Genomic DNA, 18,629 nt, shown 5'->3' on the forward strand with positions numbered 1-18,629 from the left:
TTATTTTAATGGTTTATTCAGCTTCGACCCACCAAGATATTATTTCGAAGACTAACTAAAAATTAGTGTTAGGTTACTTGCTAAAGTGTAGAAGCAAACGAAAAATTGTAAATGTAGAGTCGCTAAAGTGCTGAATTATAGCCATTACGGTAATTAATAGCTTACAGGATCAGTATCTGACTGTCATGGCAACGGATAAAAATAAATGTATTTAAATCAATAAACATATAAGTCTAATTAATATTTCATCTAAGTGTCACTTCAATGTGTTTTAACTAAAGTTAGACTATAGTATGTCAATAGGTAAATGAGGGATGATATGACCGCAAACAGTACACAATCATTAATCGCGTACTATAAAAAAGTAAGACAAGATTCTTTATCTCTTATTGCGCCATTGAGTGCGGAGGACTGTCAGCTTCAAGCAATGGGTGATGTTAGCCCTATGAAATGGCACCTTGCTCATACCACGTGGTTTTTCGAAACTTTCTTATTGTTACCACATATGAGCAACTACAAGGTGTTTGATGAGTGTTTTTCGGTGCTATTTAACTCTTATTATAATGGTATTGGTGAGCAATTTAGTCGCGCAAATAGAGGGACTCTTTCTCGGCCAAGTTTAGATACAGTACTTAAATATCGAGCGTATGTTGATGATGCATTACAGACATTATTATCGCTCAATACTTCCCTAAATAAACTACTGGAACTTGGCTTAAACCATGAACAACAGCATCAAGAGTTGATGCTCATGGATATAAAGTATAACTTTTCGATTAATCCATCATTTCCAGCCTATCAACACATCGACAGCAAAATAGCTGAAAGTGCACCTGTAAAAAGCATTCATTATATTGATTTTGAACAAAGTATTAGTGAAATTGGGGCAACACAATGCTGTGGATTTTCCTATGATAATGAACAGCCAACACATCAAGTTTTACTGCAACCATTTAGTGTGGCTAATCGCTTAGTTACTAATGCTGAATATTTAACGTTTATTAATGAACAAGGCTACCAACAGCCGAAATACTGGCTTAGTGATGGATGGGCTTTATTACAAAGCACACGCGCAAGATGCCCTTTATACTGGCATTGTATTGATGACCAGTGGTATGAATTTACTTTGTATGGTTTGCAGCCCTTAGCGATGGATTTACCTGTCAGCCATGTTAGCTTTTATGAAGCGTCAGCATATGCCTGTTTCGCCAACGCAAGATTGCCGACAGAGTTTGAATGGGAGCATGCAGCACAACAACATTGCCCAGAATTAGTTCAATTACATGACAGCTGTTGGCAATGGACAAACAGTGCTTATTTACCTTATCCGGGCTTTAAACCGATTGCTGGAGTTGCCGGTGAGTACAACGGTAAATTTATGAATAATCAAATGGTGCTTAGAGGCGGCTGTGCATTAACTCCCAATGGCCATTTACGCACGACATATAGAAATTTTTATTATCCACACCAAGCGTGGATGCAAAGTGGAATTAGGTTAGCGAGGGATAATGTATGAGCCAGTTAAAGGTCGTTAGCGAACAGCATATAACAGATGAAAGCTTTTTAAATGATGTGTTGGATGGCCTAAGCCAACAACAAAAGACATTGCCGTGTAAATATTTTTATGATGATAGAGGCGCAGCATTATTTGAACAAATAACTACGTTAAGTGAATATTATGTCACCCGTACTGAGCTTGCTATTTTAGAGCAATATTCCCACGACATTGCGAAAATGTTACCAGAAAATTTATCAATTATAGAGCCTGGCTGTGGCTCAGGTAAAAAAGTGGCGTATTTACTTGCCCATCTAGCCAATGTAAAAACGTTCGTTCCGTTTGAAATTTCGAAAGAAATGCTTAACTACTCGCTCGCACATTTATCACCTTTATTTCCTGAATTGGTTATTTCCCCTTTGCTAGGGGATTTTACCCACAGCCAAATGGTTAAGCAGTTAACCAAAGACACTGCTTTAGATAATCAAACCAATCTAGTTTATTTTCCGGGTTCAACACTTGGAAACTTTGCACCTATTAAAGCGATTGAAATTATGAAAAACTTCCATCGTTTATGTGGTGTAAATGGCTATGTGTTAATAGGCATAGATTTAGTTAAAGAGCGTCAAGTGCTGTTAGATGCCTATGATGATAAAGCCGGAGTGACGGCGCAGTTTAATAAAAATTTACTACAACGTATTAATAATGAACTCAATGGCACGTTTAATTTGTCGCTCTTTAATCATCAATCCAGATTTAACGAACAACATAGCCGAATTGAAATGCATTTGGTGAGTCAATGCGAGCAAAGTGTTGTCATCAATAATCATTTGTTTGAATTTGCTCAAGGTGAAAGCATACACACTGAAAATTCACATAAGTACACAGTAGACTCGTTTGCTCAATTAGCCGCACAAGCTAATTTAACACTGGCTCAGACGTGGCAAGACAGCAATAATTATTTTGCATTGTGTTTATTACGACCGCAGAATTAATACAGCAGCACACTTTGACAGGTTAAGTGATAGTTTAACCGTGCGCCATTTTTAGATGCTTGAATGAGGGCGCCATTAGTTTGTGTTGTTAATTGCTTAATGATGGGGGCTATGATGCTAACTGCTGAGCCTGTTGCTTGGTCTTCGTTTATACCGTAATAAGGGGCGAAGTATCTAAAATACCATTGCTGTGTTTTGCTATCTTGTTGCAACACAATGAGAGCCGTTGCAACCGATAACAGTGGTTTGTTTAATATCGAACGTGTACACAATGGCTGGCTGTCATCTAAAACGACGGTGGAGTAGCCACCTTCTTCTGCACTGGCGTAGCTGAGTAAAATAGTACTATCAATTGCCTTTACGACAGCTTTATGCGGGGCAACTTCTTTGCTAGCTATTTGTTCGATACTCAGCCGTAATTGTTTTAATTTATAGGTTATTTTAAAGATTTCACCGCTTAGGCTTATAAATTGGTGAGGGCAATAACCTTGGTACTGCTGCAAAAATAATGCTGCCGCTAACGTCCCATGACCACAGCGTTTAATTTCATTACTTTGATTAAACCAGCGAATAGGGCAAAGTACTTGGGTGCTATATTTTACATTTATAAAAACTGTCGCAGGTTGCTGTGAAGTGCGCGCAATTTGCTGCATCATGAAAGTGCTTAGCCCAGTATGATGTAATACAACCAGTGCAGATGAGCCCATTTTTTTAGTGCTAGGGTGGGTAAAAACAGTTTGTTGCTGAGCCACCAGCACAAAACGCCTTGTTTTGTACTGGTGTAAATTTAATAGACCGTGAGGTTTATTATTTTTGTGTATAGGCATCGTTATGGATACCGGCCGCGCGACCAGATGGATCCGCATTATTTTGAAACGATGCATCCCATGCCAGAGCTTCAGGTGTGGAACACGCAACAGATTTACCATGCGGCACACATTTAGCGGCTGCGTCACCCGGGAAGTGAGACTCAAAAATTGAGCGATAAAAATACGCTTCTTTTGAGTCAGGCGTATTAATAGGGTACTTAAATTTAGCATTAGCTAAATCTTGGTCGCTCACTTGTTCAGCAACATACTCTTTTAATGTATCAATCCAGCTATAGCCTACGCCATCAGAGAATTGCTCTTTTTGACGCCAAAGTACTTCATCAGGTAAATAGCCATCAAAACCTTCACGCAGAATGTGTTTTTCAATTTTACCGTCTTTACACATTTTAGCTTCAGGGTTGATGCGCATGGCCACATCAACAAACTCTTTATCAAGGAAAGGGACACGCGCTTCAACGCCCCAAGCGGCCATTGATTTATTCGCACGTAAACAGTCAAACATATGCAGCTTAGACACTTTACGGTTTAATTCTTCATGAAATTCTTGTGCATTTGGTGCTTTGTGGAAGTATAAGTAGCCACCAAACAACTCATCAGCCCCTTCACCAGAGAGTACCATTTTGATACCCATGGCTTTGATTTGGCGTGCCATTAAGTACATAGGTGTTGATGCACGTATGGTTGTCACATCATAGGTTTCAATGTGATAAATCACTTCTTTTAACGCATCAATACCTTCTTGAATGGTAAAGTGAATAGGGTGGTGAACCGTACCTATCATATCGGCTACTTTTTGTGCCGCAGCTAAGTCAGGCGAACCTTCAAGACCGACTGAAAATGAATGTAGTTTTGGCCACCAAGCATCACTTTCATCATTATCTTCAATACGCTTAGCCGCAAAACGCTGGGTTATTGCAGAAATAACCGATGAATCTAAGCCACCCGATAGTAATACACCATAAGGTACATCACACATAAGCTGACGCTTTACTGCGCCTTCTAATGCATCTTTAACATCTTGTGCCTGTGCACTGTTATCTTTAACAGCGTCATAGGTTTCCCAATCACGTTTATAGTATGGGCGTAATTCGCCGTCTTTACTGTATAAGTAATGGCCCGGTGGAAACTCTTCGATATGTTTACAAATCGGTGAAAGCGCTTTTAACTCAGAAGCTACATAAAAGTTTCCGTGCTCATCGTGACCGGTATAAAGCGGGATGATACCGATATGATCACGACCAATCAGGTACGCATCTTGCTCTTCATCGTATAAACAAAATGCAAAAATACCATTTAAATCGTCTAAGAATTCAGGGCCTTTTTGCTTATACAGTGCCAAAATGACTTCACAATCAGACTGGGTTTGAAAGGTGAAATCTGTTTCTAAACTGGCAGCTAATTCTTTGTGATTATAAATCTCACCATTAACCGCTAAAATATGAGTTTTCTCAGGGTTATACAATGGCTGTGCACCGCTTGATACGCCAACGATGGCTAAGCGTTCGTGCACTAAAATTGCTTTTTCAGATGAATATACACCAGACCAATCTGGCCCACGGTGACGTAATAACTTTGACATTTCAATTGCTTGACTTCGCAATTGAGTGGCATCAGACTTTATGTCTAATACACCAAAAATTGAACACATAGTAACTCCTCATTCCTATCATGTGTGCTTTTAGGCAAGCTTTGCCTAACTGCGAACCTTTGTTTTAACAGAAAAATTTAACTAAGTCACATAGCTTTTACAATATTTTTAGAATAATTTATGCACCAGTATATTTTTCATTGCACCAACTTGGTTGTTGGCAAGAGAGTTTGAATACTTTTAGCTCAAATAGAACACAGAAACCCTCATAAATTGAGGGTTTTATACATATTGAAGTAATAGAAAACTAACTGTTGCACCATGATTGTGCGTTAACAAGCTGCATCTTTAAGTGCAATAGCCAATTGCGCAAAGTGCGCATCTAATTTTGCTTGTGCGTTATTAGCCGTGGCACTATCTACGTATTCAAAGCGAATGCTATCGCCTGGTTTTAATTGTGCAAATTGAGGAAGATCAGCTGCAATAACAGTGCCTAGCAGAGGATAACCACCGGTTGTTTGACCATCATTTAGCAAAACTATAGGCTCACCGCTGGGTGGCAACTGTATTGAACCAGGGCTCACCGCTAAAGATGGCAATGAGTGACTGTGGCTTAATGGCTGTGATTGGTTACTAAGTCGTACACCCATACGATTACTTTGTGTCGTAACATGCCACGTTTGAGCACAAAACTGCTTGATGACGGATTGAGTTAATAAATCTTGATGTATACTTGGGTGTATTCGGATCACTTCACGTTTTGCAGGAAGAAATGCGCCTAATTTAGGCCAGTGTTCAGTGAATGGTTCAATAGCGAGGGTGTCGTGCTCTTTTAGCGCATAACCTGTTGAACCACCAAACCCTGCAGCTAAATCCGTTGAGCGAGAGTTCATTACTTTTTCACACTGAATCCCACCTTTGCAGGCTAAGTAGGCTCTAAAGCCATTTCTGGCTGCTGCAAATCGAATCGTTTGACCTTTTTTTACAGTGTAAGTCCAACCAGGATATATAGCAGTTTCATCTAAGTGAGCTTTCATATCTGTGCCAATCAACGCAATAACGGTATCACACTCGAATTTTAGTTGAGCCAGTCCGAGTGTAATTTCAATTACTGCATCGTTATCAGCATTATTAAGTAAGCGATTTGCAATAATCATCGCATTGCTATCAATCGCACCCGATTGAGCTACTCCTAAATGACGAAAGCCAGTACGCCCTATATCTTGAATGCTCATTAATGGGCCGGGTTTCAAAACAGTGATCATGATAAAGCCTCCGCACTAACAAACGTTAATGTATCACCGGGTTGTATAACACTGGGTGGCTCACTTAGGTGATTAAACAAGTTAAAATCAGTATGGCCTATTATATGCCAGCCACCGGGTGAGTCAGCAGGGTAAATACCTGTTTGCTCTGCGCCTATTGCGACAGAACCTTTAGGTACTTTGGTACGGGGGGTATTTCTTCGCGGAGTGTGCAATTGTTCAGTTAAGCCATGTAAATACACAAAGCCGGGTTGAAAGCCTAAAAACAGCACTTGATATTGAGTGTTGCTGTGCAGCTGTATAACTTCATCGGTCGTTAAATCATGTGACTTGGCAACAAAATCAAGGTCTGGTCCATAGTTGCCACCGTAATGAGTGATTATGTTATGGTGTGTGCCTTGATGCTTTAACTCATCAACGTCTTGCCACCAGTTCGTTAGTTCATTTTGCCAATGCTCTAATTCATTGCTGTTGTGTAAATACATGCACAGGGAATTCATTGCAGGTACTATATCTATAAACGCATTGCTTGCTTTACACTTAGTAACTAATGCCCAGATTTTTTTTTGTGTCGTTAGCGTATCTTCAGTCAGATGTGTTGCGTCTAAAAATAGGCTATTGCTACTGAGGATCTCAACTGATGCCGTTTTTTTTAAGTCCATTGACGATTGTTATTGTTAATTATTAATAACGTCAAACTAACACACTCACCTAAAAATGTTTACAGCTATGCGATTAGAATGTGGCTTTTACATTCAAGAAAAAAGTATAGCTAGGCGCATAAATAACGATTGTGCTTATGCGCCCTATATTAATGATATCTTTAAAAGGTTAATTACTTAATAGCCATTCACTTAACAGTCGTACGCCAAAGCCTGTACCGCCTGGTGAAATTTCATCTTTGCCTTTAGTCGCAAGTGCATTGCCTGCAATGTCAATATGTACCCAACGGGTTTCACCAGCAAAGTGCTCTAAAAAGCTAGCTGCCGTTGTTGCACCCGGTCCTGTTGAACCTAAGTTTTTCAAATCGGCAATATCCGAGCTTAATGTACTTTTATACCCTAATGGTAAGCGCCATAGATTTTCGTTTACTTGTTTTCCAGCAAAAGTCAGCTCCTTGATTAAGGCATCATCTTTTGAAAATACAGCAGCGTAGTCATTACCGACGGCTTTAATTTTAGAACCCGTTAGTGTTGCTACATCAATCATTATTTCTGGCTTAAAGTGCTCACGGGCATACCACATGGCATCACTTAACACTAAACGACCTTCGGCATCTGTATTGACTATTTCAACACTGAGGCCTTCTGCGGTGCGTACTACATCACCTGGAGCGACAGCAAATTGTGACACCATATTAGCCGCCATGCCCATGACGGCCACAACATTCTTGTCAGCTTTGGCTAACGCCATCGCTTTTACTGTGCCAAGTACCGCAGCAGCACCTGCCATATCAGATTTCATTCGGGCAATTGATGCGCCTGTTTTGATACTATATCCGCCCGAATCAAAAGTAATACCTTTACCAACAAGGGCAATAGGGGTGTCGTTAGCGCCTTTATAATGTGCCACCACCAGTCGGGCACCTTGCTCACTGCCACGGCCAACTGCTTCAAGGGCGCCCATACCTAATTCTTTTAATTGTTTAGGCGCTAACACTGTGATTTCTACGCCTAATGATTCAAGCTCCTTAGCGGCATTGGCAAAATCTAACGGAGTCATTTGTGTTGCCACTTCAGAGGTCAAGTCGCGGGCTAGGAATACCCCTTGCTCTATACTGTGTAATATTGAGTAGGTGTTACGTGTTTGTTTAACATGCTCCACATCAAAATGATAGCTCACTGTAGCGGTGCTTGGTTTTTGTTTGTATTTTTCAAAGCGATGATCACGTAAGTTTGCACCATGGGCAAAGTTAGCTGCAAGTTCAGCATTGCTAATAGCTCCTTTTACACTATCAAATACTACGCTGGCTGTGGTGATATCATTACTGATTAACCTTGCATGTAAATTACCGCCAAGCTTTGCAATTGCCGATTTATCAAGCTGCTGTTCTTTGCCGGTCCCAACAATGATAACTTGTTGTGGTTGCGAATCGGTTGTTGAAATTACTTCAAGCATCTCACCAAATTTACCGTCAAAGCGTTTAATATCAATGGTATGTGTTAGTTGGTTGTTATATTGAGAATCGAGTTTAGTAAACGCTTCGCTTGGCGTTCCTTGGCTATAAAACACCACTAAGGCGTGTGCTTTATTATTTATTTTTGTGGAAAAGTTAAACTCAGCCGCATTGACTTGCGTACTTAATGATAGCGCAATTGCCATTGCTGAAGCTTTGATAGCATTTTTCATGTTGGCACCTAATGAATATAAAAAAGGCTTTTTACCTTATTTAGGCTCAAAGCGTAAGGGCAACACGATAAAAACTCAATTTAAAGCGTTAAAATTGAAATTTAAAAAACAAATCTTAGGTCTAGTTAATTAATACCGCATTTTAGGAGTTTTGTATGTTCAAGTCATCGTTGGCGACACTATTAACTATTGCACTGGTGAGTGTAAGCATTGGTGTCTATGCTTTAACAGCTGAGCAAAAACAGCAAACGCAAACTGTACAGGCGAGTATGCATGTGCAAACTTTGGTATTAGGCTCGGGTTGTTTCTGGGGCGCTGAAAAACGTTATGAGGTAATGCCTGGAGTTATAGATGCTGTATCAGGCTATGCAGATGGGCGAGGTTTTAAAGCCAGTTATAGAAACATAACGGCACCGTCTAAGCGTTTTGATGAAAATAACTATGCAGAAGTTGTTAAAGTCACCTATAACAGTAATCTACTATCAACCGAGGCATTGCTTAAGCGTTACTTTGAAAGCCATGATCCTACTTTACTTAATCGTCAAGGGAATGATATTGGCACGCAATACCGCTCTATTATTTTGACCAGCTCACCTTTACAGCTAAAACAAGCGAACCAGATTAAATCAGAATATCAAGATAAGCTGACAGCGGCAGGCTATGGCCAAATTAAAACGGCTATCAAGCCACTTCAGACATTTTATAAGGCTGAGGAATACCACCAAGATTATATTGCTAAAAACCCAAATGGTTATTGCCCAGACCATTCAACGGGAGTGGTGTTTTCTGAAGAATCAACCAATGATGTTGATAATACCGCTTTGTTGGCAGGCAAGCAGATTGTGATTATAGACTCACATGATTACTGTCCATACTGCGAAAAATTGAAAAAAGAAGTGACCAATGATTATAAAGGCACAATTGCCCTTAGTTACAGAAAAGCAGATGAACTTGATGGGCTAACCATAAAGTCACCCACGTGGGCAACACCCACAATATTATTTTTAGACAATGGTAAAGAAGTGTATGCGCGCCAAGGTTATGTCACTAATAAGGAGTTTTATAAAGCCTTGGGGGCTTTTAAATTAGGTGACAGCGAAGCGTATAGTGTGGCCTTTAATGCCCGTACAGATAGCCCGTTTTGTAAACAATATGACATCTTCAAAAATACCCCCGATGGTCAGTTTGTTGACAAACTCAGCGGTGAACCATTATTTGATACGCGTGATAGATTTAACTCAGGTACAGGCTGGCTGTCATTTACTCATCCAATTAAGGGCACTGTGACTGAACATGAAGATAACAGCTATGGCATGCAACGTATCGAAATAAAGTCAAAATCGACAGGAATTCACTTAGGACATATGTTTGTAGGTGAGGGGCCTAATGGCCAAGATAGATATTGTATTAATGCAACAGTATTAGAGTTTGTTCCTCGCATTGACAGTTAACAAATTAAACGGCACACAATCACTCTTCAGTGTGCCGTATTAAAAACAACGCATTTATAACGCTAAGTTTTGTTTAGCACGATTTAAGTTATGATCCACTAAATCGTTGTTCGACATTTTATGCGCTTCATAGAAATCAGAAATCGCAGCGGTTTCTTTATTTGACATAATACGCGCTACACCACGGTTACTTAATGCAAATGAAGTCAGCTCATTACGCTTATAGCTAGGTACTTTACTTGATTTAAGTAAGGTTATTGCTTGAGTGCAGAGTGCTTCAGCATCAGCGTAGTTATTTAGCTTCACATTAGCAGCACAACTATTAAAAGGAACTTCATAAGAACGGTTAGGATCCGCTTTAATGCGTGCGTCATCTTTGGTTAGGGCTGTTAATTCACCGCTTGAAAGTGCATCAGTCGATATTTCATTATTAATAACCATTAATTTGTAATCAGTTTGTTCAGCCAAAGCCACTGATGATGAAGTTAATAGGGTTGCAAGTAAAAATCGCTTAGTTAGTTTATTTAACATGATAATGTCCTCTGGATTAGGTAATTGTTCGTAATGAACAATTAAACTTTAGTAATTTAAACCCAGAGGTACAAACGATAAAAAAACACGCAACAGATGAATAAAATTTAATTATAAATGACTTTCAACTGAATGTAGGGGCACATAGTAGTAACGATACAATACTACCGCGAAACTCATTTTAAATGTTTATAAGTATCAAGTAGCCATTTTATGAAGAGTTCTAAAGCCGCGTTGGATTCACTCGGTTCATGATGGACTAGATAATATTTATCTTTAGTTTTAAGCGGTAAATCGGTGAAATTAAACAGCCATTGCTCTTCAAACCAAGTTTGACTTATTGGTAAAGGGATTAAGGCTATTCCCATGCCCTGTTGGGCAGCGCGCGCAACACCAAACATACTGTCGACTTGAATAATTTGTTTAGGTGCAAAGTCATCTATGCCAGCATGCTCTGCCCATTGGTGCCATGCCCAAGGACGTGCTTTATGCAAAATAAGTGGTACTTCGTTTAAGGCTTTAAGGGGCTCGTCTTGCCAAGTTTCCCAGTTCTTCTTATTACAAGCGGGAGAGTAAGATAAAGAAAACAGTTCATGAACCACGCCTTCTATTGGTTTAGAAGAAGATAAAACAATCGATAAGTCACTTTGTTTGGTCAGCTCCTTACGTGTTTTCATAGTGTTAAGCTGTAAATTAGTGTTTGGATGCTCTGTGGTCCATTCACTGAGTTTTGGCATTAACAACTCACTGGCGAAAAACTCAGGCAACGTAATACTAATATTCACATTTTCTTGTAATTGGCTAAATTCAGTGATGGTTTTTTCAAGGGCTTTTATAAGAGGCGATACCGAATCATAAAAATTTTTGCCTGCAGATGTTAAGCGAATCGAGCGCGTTTGGCGCTCAAATAATTCAATGCCTAATTGCTCTTCTAATTGTTTGATCTGATGGCTTACAGCAGATGGAGTTAAATAGAGCTGATTAGCGGCTTCTTTAAAGCTTAACGTTCTTGCCGCAAAACAAAATGAACGTAATCCTCGAATAGGTGTTTGCATAGTCGATGTTAGTAATTCTCAATAAGGTTAGTTAAGCAATAAATAACCCAATTTGCAAAGACTTAGCTAAAATAGTTTATGAACTAGCTAAGTTTTGCTTTTATTAATAAAAAATAAACATATATCGCTTATAAAAATTACAAAATTTAAGTTTTTTGATTAATCATTGTTTTGTTTGTTTAATTTAAAAAATGACGTAATTACTAAGGGCTGAGCGTAACTAACTATAATGGGGCAATCTTAATTAAGATGCTTTAAAGTGGTGCAGGTGCTACAAGGCAAAAAAAATCCCTCTTGCGAGGGATTTTGGGTAACTCAGCGCCATTGGCACTGGGAATGAGGTCGGTACAAGGTGACTGAGAAGGGAAAATTAAAACACCATCTCGGGAACGTCACCATTAACAAGCAATTTACCTGCCGTTTTACTAATTATTTCATCTACTGACACGCCTGGTGCGCGCTCTAATAAATGAAATGCGCCGTCTTTAACTTCTAACACGGCTAAGTCTGTCACTATTTTCTTTACACAGTTAACACCAGTTAAAGGTAAAGTACAACTCTCAAGTAATTTGGAGTCGCCATGTTTACTCGCATGGGTCATAGTAACAATAATATTCTTCGCACCAGCAACAAGGTCCATCGCACCACCCATGCCTTTAATCAGCTTTTTGGGTATCATCCACGAGGCGATGTTTCCGTTCTGGTCAACTTCAAATGCACCTAAGACTGTTAAGTCTACATGACCACCACGGATCATTGCAAAACTATCTGCACTATTAAATATTGCTGCACCTGTCGCTGCTGTCACGGTTTCTTTACCCGCGTTGATCATATCAGCATCAAGTTCAGCTTTTGTTGGGTAGGGACCCATGCCCAATAAGCCGTTTTCTGACTGTAGCATAACTTCAATACCATCAGGTACATAGTTTGCGACTAGGGTTGGAATACCGATCCCCAAATTAACGTAGTAACCATCTTCTAGTTCTTGCGCAACACGAATTGCGACTTGTTCACGTGATAATGCCATGCTGAATGCTCCTAATCGCGAGTGGTTGTGCGTTCAATGCGTTTTTCAAAGCTGCCTTTAATAACGCGATTAACAAAAATACCAGGGGTATGAATTTGGCTTGGTTCAAGTTCACCTGGCTCAACAATTTCTTCCACTTCAGCAACAGTGATTTTACCCGCAGTGGCGGCCATAGGGTTAAAGTTCATGGCAGTATGGCGAAATACGAGGTTACCGTAGCGATCGGCTTTCCACGCTTTGACAATAGCAAACTCGCCTGTGATCGATTCTTCTAAAATATAAGGTCGACCATTGAATTCTTTCACTTCTTTACCCTCGGCTACGGGAGTTCCGTATCCCGTTGCGGTATAAAAAGCAGGAATACCGGCACCACCTGCACGCATTTTTTCAGCGAGCGTGCCTTGTGGTGTAAGTACTACATCAATTTCATCACTTAAGAGCTGTTGCTCGAACAGGGCGTTTTCACCAACATATGAGGCGATAATTTTTTTAATTTGTTTATCATGCAGTAAAATACCTAAACCAAAGTCATCTACACCACAGTTATTTGATACTAGGGTAAGATCTTTTGTTTGCTTTCGTTTAATTTCGCTAATGAGGCCTTCAGGGATACCACATAGACCAAAACCACCAGCAATAATGGTATCGCCGTCTTTTAAACCTTCCATTGCGGCTTCATAGCTTGAAACCACCTTATCGAAACCGGCCATGGGCCCACTCCTTAATTATAATTGTGTGCAATCATTCAATAGTAAATATAGCCTATTGCGTTGCTATTTGATTTTTAAGAGCTAAGGAAACCTTGCTCACAGGTTGTTTATTTAATGCCGTGCAAATTGCCCAACCAGCGTTAGCCAGTCTTTCTAAATCAATTCCATGCTCTATGCCAAGTCCTTGTAGCAAGTAAACGACATCTTCAGTGGCAACATTTCCTGACGCCCCCTTTGCATAAGGGCACCCACCGAGGCCTGCCACCGCACTGTCAACCGTTGCTATGCCTCGGTTTAGAGCTGTGTAAATATTTGTGAGCGCTTGCCCATATGTGTCATGAAAATGAACTGCCAACAATGACTTATCAATATGAGGTAACAGTACATCAAATAAATCATCAACTTTTTTAGCTGTGCCTACACCAATGGTGTCACCGAGGCTTATTTCATAGCAGCCAAGGTCTAACAACATTTGACTCACTTCTAATACGCGTTGAGGGTTGATATCCCCTTCATAGGGGCAACCTAATACGCAGCTAACGTAACCCCGTACGCGAATATTATGACTTTTGGCAAACGCCATCACTTCACTAAAGCGCGCAATACTTTGCTCTATAGAGCAATTAATATTTTTTTGACAAAAAGATTCGCTGGCTGCGGTAAATATTGCAAACTCTTTAATACCGACGGCGTGAGCGGCATGTGCACCTTTTAAATTTGGCGTGAGTGCAGTTAAGTTTGTATCAGGTAAATTTAAAGCGCTGATCACGTCACTGGAGTCGGCCATTTGTGGCACCCATTTAGGGGAAACAAATGCGCCAGCTTCAATATCTTTAATTCCTGCGTCAGCTAATGAGTTGATCAGTTTTATTTTGTCTTGGCTTGAGACGGCTGTTTCATTTTGCAAGCCATCTCTAGCACCAACCTCGACAATACGCACTGATGTGGGTAAATCGTTCATTGTGCCTCCGACTCATCAACAATGGCCAGCATATCACCATGACTGACTAATTCACCTTCTGCAAAGCAATAGCTAATTAGCACACCATCATGGGGGGCATTCAAGGTATATTCCATTTTCATGGCTTCGATAATAACTACAGCATCACCTTTATTGATATTATCACCTACTTTAACCAAGTGCTTAACCACAGTGCCATTAAGCGGGGCTGCAAGAGGTAAAGCATCACTCTCATGCTCGCTTATGTAGTGTTTATCAATAAGCTCATACTGTGTTTGTTGTGCTTTATACATTACTGTTATGGTGTTTTGTGCATTCACAACATGGCAGCTATGTTTACTGCTATTAATGAACATTTCACAGTGGTTATTTTCAATCGTGCCTGTGGTTGTATAGTCAACCCCATTAAGGTGAATGCAAAAGCCGTTTGGCAGCTTAGTCGCAACGATAGAACCGTCACTGAAAGGCACAACAATATTGGCAGCTTGGTTTAAAACAAACCCTGTAAGTGAGCTCCAAGGGTCAGTTTTAGCTTGGCTTAAACTGCTAAGGTGACTAAAAGCAGCAATAACTTTGCTAATCGTCCCTATGGCCGGATCGACTGCGATTAGTGCATCGCCTTGCTCTTCAATAAAGTGCGTGTCAGGTGCACCTTGTTTAAAGGTTTGATGATTGGCTAGGTTATGTAAAAAGCTAACGTTACAGCTAAATCCAGATAAATGAAATTGCTCAAGGGCAGTACTTAAACGCGAAAGCGCTGCATCTCGGCTGTCATCATGAACAATGAGTTTTGCGATCATTGGGTCATAAAATGGGCTTATTTCATCTCCTTGTTTAATACCTGTGTCAATGCGAACGAATTCTGAAGTAGCTGGTATATACAAGCCATCAACAGTGCCTGAGCAGGGAATAAAATCGTTACTTGGATCTTCTGCATATATACGGGCTTCAAAACTGTGGCCTTGCAGCACGATATCTGCTTGTGTTAGAGGGAGTGCTACACCCGCAGCTACATTGATTTGCCAATTGACTAAATCAACACCAGTGACCATTTCTGTCACTGGGTGTTCTACCTGTAGTCGAGTGTTCATTTCCATAAAGAAAAATTCATCGTCACACAGTAAAAACTCTACTGTACCAGCACCGCGATAATTGATAGCTAATGCACAACGCACTGCTGCTTCCCCCATTTCTTTACGAAGTTCATCGCTGAGGCCTGGGGCAGGGGCTTCTTCAATTACTTTTTGATGTCGACGTTGCAATGAGCAATCGCGATCGCCTAAATACACACAGTTGCCGTGATTATCTGCAAATACTTGAACTTCAACGTGACGTGGTTTATTGACATAGCGCTCTAGTAACACTAAGTCGTTACCAAAGCCTGCAATGGCTTCGCGTTGTGCTCCCTGTAATGCAGTTAAAAAGTCTTTAGCGTGTTCAACAATCCGCATGCCTTTACCACCTCCACCGAATGCGGCTTTGATAAGCACTGGATACCCGATTTTTTCTGCTTCTGCTTGTAAGAAGGTAGGGTCTTGATTATCGCCATAATAACCTGGCACTAAAGGCACATTTGCCTTAGCCATAATTTCTTTAGCACGGGTTTTTGAACCCATGGCTTCAATGCTACTGGCTGGTGGGCCGATAAATGCGATATTATTTTGTTCACAGGCATTAGCAAACTCACTGTTTTCAGATAAAAAACCATAGCCTGGGTGAATGCAATCAACATTTGTATCAAGCGCAACTTTTAGAATCTTATCGGCCACTAAATATGAGTCTTTACTCGGTGCAGGGCCAATGTGGTAGGCTTCGTCAGCTAATTTTACGTGTTGAGCGTTTTTATCTGCATCAGAATATACTGCAACAGTGCTCAAGCCCATGTGTTTTGCTGTACGCATAACCCGGCATGCAATTTCACCGCGATTAGCAATAAGAATTTTCTTTAATGATTGTGTGCTCATGGTGATCCCTATGCTTGCCAACTAGGTGGACGTTTATCAAAAAATGCAGCTAAACCTTCTTGGCCTTCTTCGGATACGCGAATGTGGGCAATACGCTCAGCAGTTAGATTTATTATTTGCCCGTTTACTTCATGACCTGCAACATCGTTAATAAGTTGCTTTGCGGCTTTAACCGCCACAGGGCCATTGTTAAGTAAGGTTTCAAGGACTTGATCAAGCGCGCAGTCAAGCTTACCTGTTACTTGATGGACTAAACCAAGTTGCTTTGCGGTATGGGCATCAAAAATTTCAGCTGTTAAAAAATATCTGCGTGCTGCACGCTCACCGATAGCTTTAATAATGTAAGGGCTAATCACCGCTGGAATGAGTCCAAGTTTTACTTCACTTAGGCAAAACTGGGCGTTGTCTTGGCAAATAGCAATGTCACAGCAGGCAATTAACCCCAAAGCGCCACCAAAGGCTGCACCTTGCACAGCACAGATTGTTGGTAATGGGCTCGTTGCCAATACATGCATCAACTTTGCAAGTTGCTTTGAATCAGCGAGGTTTTCGCTAAAATCATTGCCTGCCATTGATTTCATCCATTTTAGATCGGCACCAGCGGAAAAGTGCTCACCTTCAGTTTTTAAAACCAAAGCGCGAACATCTAACGTGTTCGCATGTTCGATACATTGGATCAGTTGTTGTATTACGTGCTCGTTAAAGGCGTTTCGTTTTTCTGGGCGACTTAAAACGAGTACAGCCACATTTGATTTAGTTATTTGTAGTGTTACTGACATACTCACTTCCTTACATTCTAAAGACGCCGAATTGCGAATCTTGTTTTGGTGCGTTAGCTGCTGCACTTAGCGCTAAACCGAGCACATTACGGGTATCGGCGGGGTCGATAATACCGTCATCCCATAAACGGGCACTGGCATAGTAAGGGTGACCTTGTTGCTCATACTGATCAATAATCGGTTTTTTAAATTCAGTAATTTGCTCATCAGTCATACTTTGGCCTTTGCGTGCTAAGCCATCTTGTTTAACTTGTGCTAATACACCTGCGGCTTGCTCTCCGCCCATCACTGAAATACGGGCATTGGGCCACATCCACATCATGGTCGGCTCAAATGCACGGCCGCACATCCCGTAGTTACCCGCGCCATATGAGCCACCGATTAATACGGTAAACTTTGTTACATCAGCACAAGAGACGGCCATTACCATCTTAGCGCCGTGTTTTGCGATGCCTTCAGCTTCGTACTTTTTCCCTACCATAAAACCAGTAATATTTTGTAAAAATACTAAAGGAATATTGCGCTGGGCACATAATTGAATAAAGTGCGCGCCTTTTTGTGCTGACTCGCTAAATAAAATGCCATTGTTGGCAACGATGCCTACCGGGTGCCCATAGATTTTCGCAAAGCCAGTAACTAAGGTATCGCCAAAGTAGCGTTTGAATTCGTCAAACGATGAATCATCCACGGTGCGGGCAATGACCTCACGCACATCAAATGGTTTTTTCAGATCTGTGCCGACAATGCCGTACAACTCATTGATGTCATAACGAGGCGCTTTTACTTCATCAAGTATAGGTTGAGTAGGGCGCTGGTAATTAATGCGCTCAATACATTGGCGTGCAATTGATAATGCGTGGGTATCATTTTCTGCGTAATGATCAGCCACACCTGAGGTTTTACAATGTACGTCTGCACCGCCTAGCTCTTCGGCGGTTACTTCTTCCCCTGTTGCCGCTTTAACCAAAGGGGGGCCAGCTAAAAATATGGTACCTTGCTCTTTTACGATAATGCTTTCATCAGCCATAGCGGGAACATAGGCACCACCTGCAGTACATAAGCCCATTACCACAGCGATTTGTGGAATACCTTTACCTGACATGCGAGCTTGATTATAAAAGATACGGCCAAAATGCAGTTTATCTGGGAATACATCATCTTGTTCAGGCAGGTTTGCGCCGCCTGAGTCAACTAAATAGATGCAAGGCAGATGACAACGCTCAGCGATGTCTTGTGCACGTAGATGCTTTTTAACTGTAAGAGGGAAGTAAGTTCCCCCTTTAACTGTCGCGTCATTAGCAATGATCATACACTCAACGTCTTTTACGCGGCCAATACCAGCCACCACACCGGCGCACGGAATTGCTTGCTCATAAACCCCATGCGCTGCAAATTGTGAAATCTCTAAAAATGGCGAACCCTCATCGAGTAGGGTACTGATACGATCACGAACAAACAGTTTGCCTCGGCCTTGGTGACGCTCGATTAATGCAGCGCCGCCACCTTGGCTTATTTCAGATACTTTTTCACGTAGATCATCAACCAACGCAGCCATGTTTTGCTGATTTTGTAAAAACTGCGGATCATGGGGATTAACGCTTGATTTTAATATAGTCATGGCGTGTGTCC

The 18,629-nt window shown here is 40.9% G+C and carries 16 protein-coding genes; 3 read left to right on the forward strand and 13 right to left on the reverse strand.

Annotated elements, in window-relative coordinates; translation table 11 throughout:
• The first annotated feature begins 307 nt into the window (after positions 1-307).
• Both egtB and egtD read left to right on the forward strand, forming a co-directional pair.
• Positions 308-1,516 carry an ergothioneine biosynthesis protein EgtB gene (gene egtB, locus NQT69_RS01345; RefSeq protein WP_256825914.1) on the forward strand — a complete coding sequence of 403 codons (1,209 nt, stop codon included), beginning with the start codon at positions 308-310 and terminating at the stop codon, positions 1,514-1,516.
• Complete coding sequence (egtD, locus tag NQT69_RS01350; protein WP_256825915.1) at positions 1,513-2,490, forward strand: L-histidine N(alpha)-methyltransferase; 978 nt, start codon at positions 1,513-1,515, stop codon at positions 2,488-2,490. Before egtB ends, egtD begins: the two co-directional genes overlap by 4 nt.
• Here egtD and NQT69_RS01355 read toward each other — a convergent pair.
• From NQT69_RS01355 to NQT69_RS01375, 5 genes are all read right to left on the reverse strand, one after another.
• Positions 2,487-3,242: a PhzF family phenazine biosynthesis protein gene (locus NQT69_RS01355; protein ID WP_256825916.1), complete on the reverse strand. Its 756-nt coding sequence runs from the start codon at positions 3,240-3,242 to the stop codon at positions 2,487-2,489. The genes egtD and NQT69_RS01355 overlap by 4 nt on opposite strands.
• Before the next feature lie 55 nt (positions 3,243-3,297).
• A complete protein-coding gene (gene asnB, locus NQT69_RS01360; RefSeq protein WP_256825917.1) occupies positions 3,298-4,968 on the reverse strand; it encodes an asparagine synthase B in 1,671 nt (556 codons plus the stop codon).
• Between the two features lie 272 nt (positions 4,969-5,240).
• Complete coding sequence (locus tag NQT69_RS01365) at positions 5,241-6,173, reverse strand: biotin-dependent carboxyltransferase family protein (protein ID WP_256825918.1); 933 nt, start codon at positions 6,171-6,173, stop codon at positions 5,241-5,243.
• On the reverse strand, positions 6,170-6,835 hold the full coding sequence (pxpB, locus tag NQT69_RS01370) for a 5-oxoprolinase subunit PxpB (protein WP_256825919.1): 666 nt from the start codon (positions 6,833-6,835) through the stop codon (positions 6,170-6,172). The genes NQT69_RS01365 and pxpB overlap by 4 nt, the downstream gene beginning before the upstream one ends.
• Positions 6,836-7,004: 169 nt before the next feature.
• The gene (locus tag NQT69_RS01375; protein WP_256825920.1) at positions 7,005-8,522 is read right to left on the reverse strand and encodes a leucyl aminopeptidase; all 1,518 of its coding nucleotides are present in this window, start codon (positions 8,520-8,522) and stop codon (positions 7,005-7,007) included.
• Positions 8,523-8,677: 155 nt separating this feature from the next.
• On the opposite strand from NQT69_RS01375, the gene msrA reads away from it, so the two are divergent.
• Entirely contained in the window at positions 8,678-9,973 is a 1,296-nt protein-coding gene (gene msrA, locus NQT69_RS01380; protein ID WP_256825921.1) for a peptide-methionine (S)-S-oxide reductase MsrA, read from the forward strand.
• Positions 9,974-10,027: 54 nt separating this feature from the next.
• Here the strand turns inward: msrA and NQT69_RS01385 are convergent, their stop codons facing one another.
• The 8 genes from NQT69_RS01385 to NQT69_RS01420 form a co-directional block, all read right to left on the reverse strand.
• Positions 10,028-10,504 carry a hypothetical protein gene (locus NQT69_RS01385; RefSeq protein WP_256825922.1) on the reverse strand — a complete coding sequence of 159 codons (477 nt, stop codon included), beginning with the start codon at positions 10,502-10,504 and terminating at the stop codon, positions 10,028-10,030.
• 176 nt (positions 10,505-10,680) lie between these two features.
• On the reverse strand, positions 10,681-11,559 hold the full coding sequence (locus tag NQT69_RS01390; RefSeq protein ID WP_256825923.1) for a LysR family transcriptional regulator: 879 nt from the start codon (positions 11,557-11,559) through the stop codon (positions 10,681-10,683).
• A 370-nt stretch (positions 11,560-11,929) separates the two neighbouring features.
• Complete coding sequence (locus NQT69_RS01395) at positions 11,930-12,586, reverse strand: CoA transferase subunit B (protein ID WP_256825924.1); 657 nt, start codon at positions 12,584-12,586, stop codon at positions 11,930-11,932.
• A gap of 11 nt (positions 12,587-12,597) precedes the next feature.
• Positions 12,598-13,296 (reverse strand): CoA transferase subunit A, encoded by a 699-nt coding sequence (locus NQT69_RS01400; protein ID WP_256825925.1) that lies wholly within the window; start codon positions 13,294-13,296, stop codon positions 12,598-12,600.
• Between the two features lie 52 nt (positions 13,297-13,348).
• Complete coding sequence (locus NQT69_RS01405; protein ID WP_256825926.1) at positions 13,349-14,257, reverse strand: hydroxymethylglutaryl-CoA lyase; 909 nt, start codon at positions 14,255-14,257, stop codon at positions 13,349-13,351.
• Complete coding sequence (locus tag NQT69_RS01410; protein WP_256825927.1) at positions 14,254-16,221, reverse strand: acetyl/propionyl/methylcrotonyl-CoA carboxylase subunit alpha; 1,968 nt, start codon at positions 16,219-16,221, stop codon at positions 14,254-14,256. The genes NQT69_RS01405 and NQT69_RS01410 overlap by 4 nt, the downstream gene beginning before the upstream one ends.
• Before the next feature lie 8 nt (positions 16,222-16,229).
• On the reverse strand, positions 16,230-17,000 hold the full coding sequence (locus NQT69_RS01415) for an enoyl-CoA hydratase/isomerase family protein (protein ID WP_256825928.1): 771 nt from the start codon (positions 16,998-17,000) through the stop codon (positions 16,230-16,232).
• A gap of 10 nt (positions 17,001-17,010) precedes the next feature.
• On the reverse strand, positions 17,011-18,618 hold the full coding sequence (locus tag NQT69_RS01420; RefSeq protein WP_256825929.1) for a carboxyl transferase domain-containing protein: 1,608 nt from the start codon (positions 18,616-18,618) through the stop codon (positions 17,011-17,013).
• Positions 18,619-18,629 lie beyond the last annotated feature (11 nt).

It is taken from the genome of Pseudoalteromonas shioyasakiensis, assembly GCF_024518675.1.
Taxonomy (GTDB): Bacteria; Pseudomonadota; Gammaproteobacteria; order Enterobacterales; family Alteromonadaceae; genus Pseudoalteromonas; species Pseudoalteromonas shioyasakiensis_B.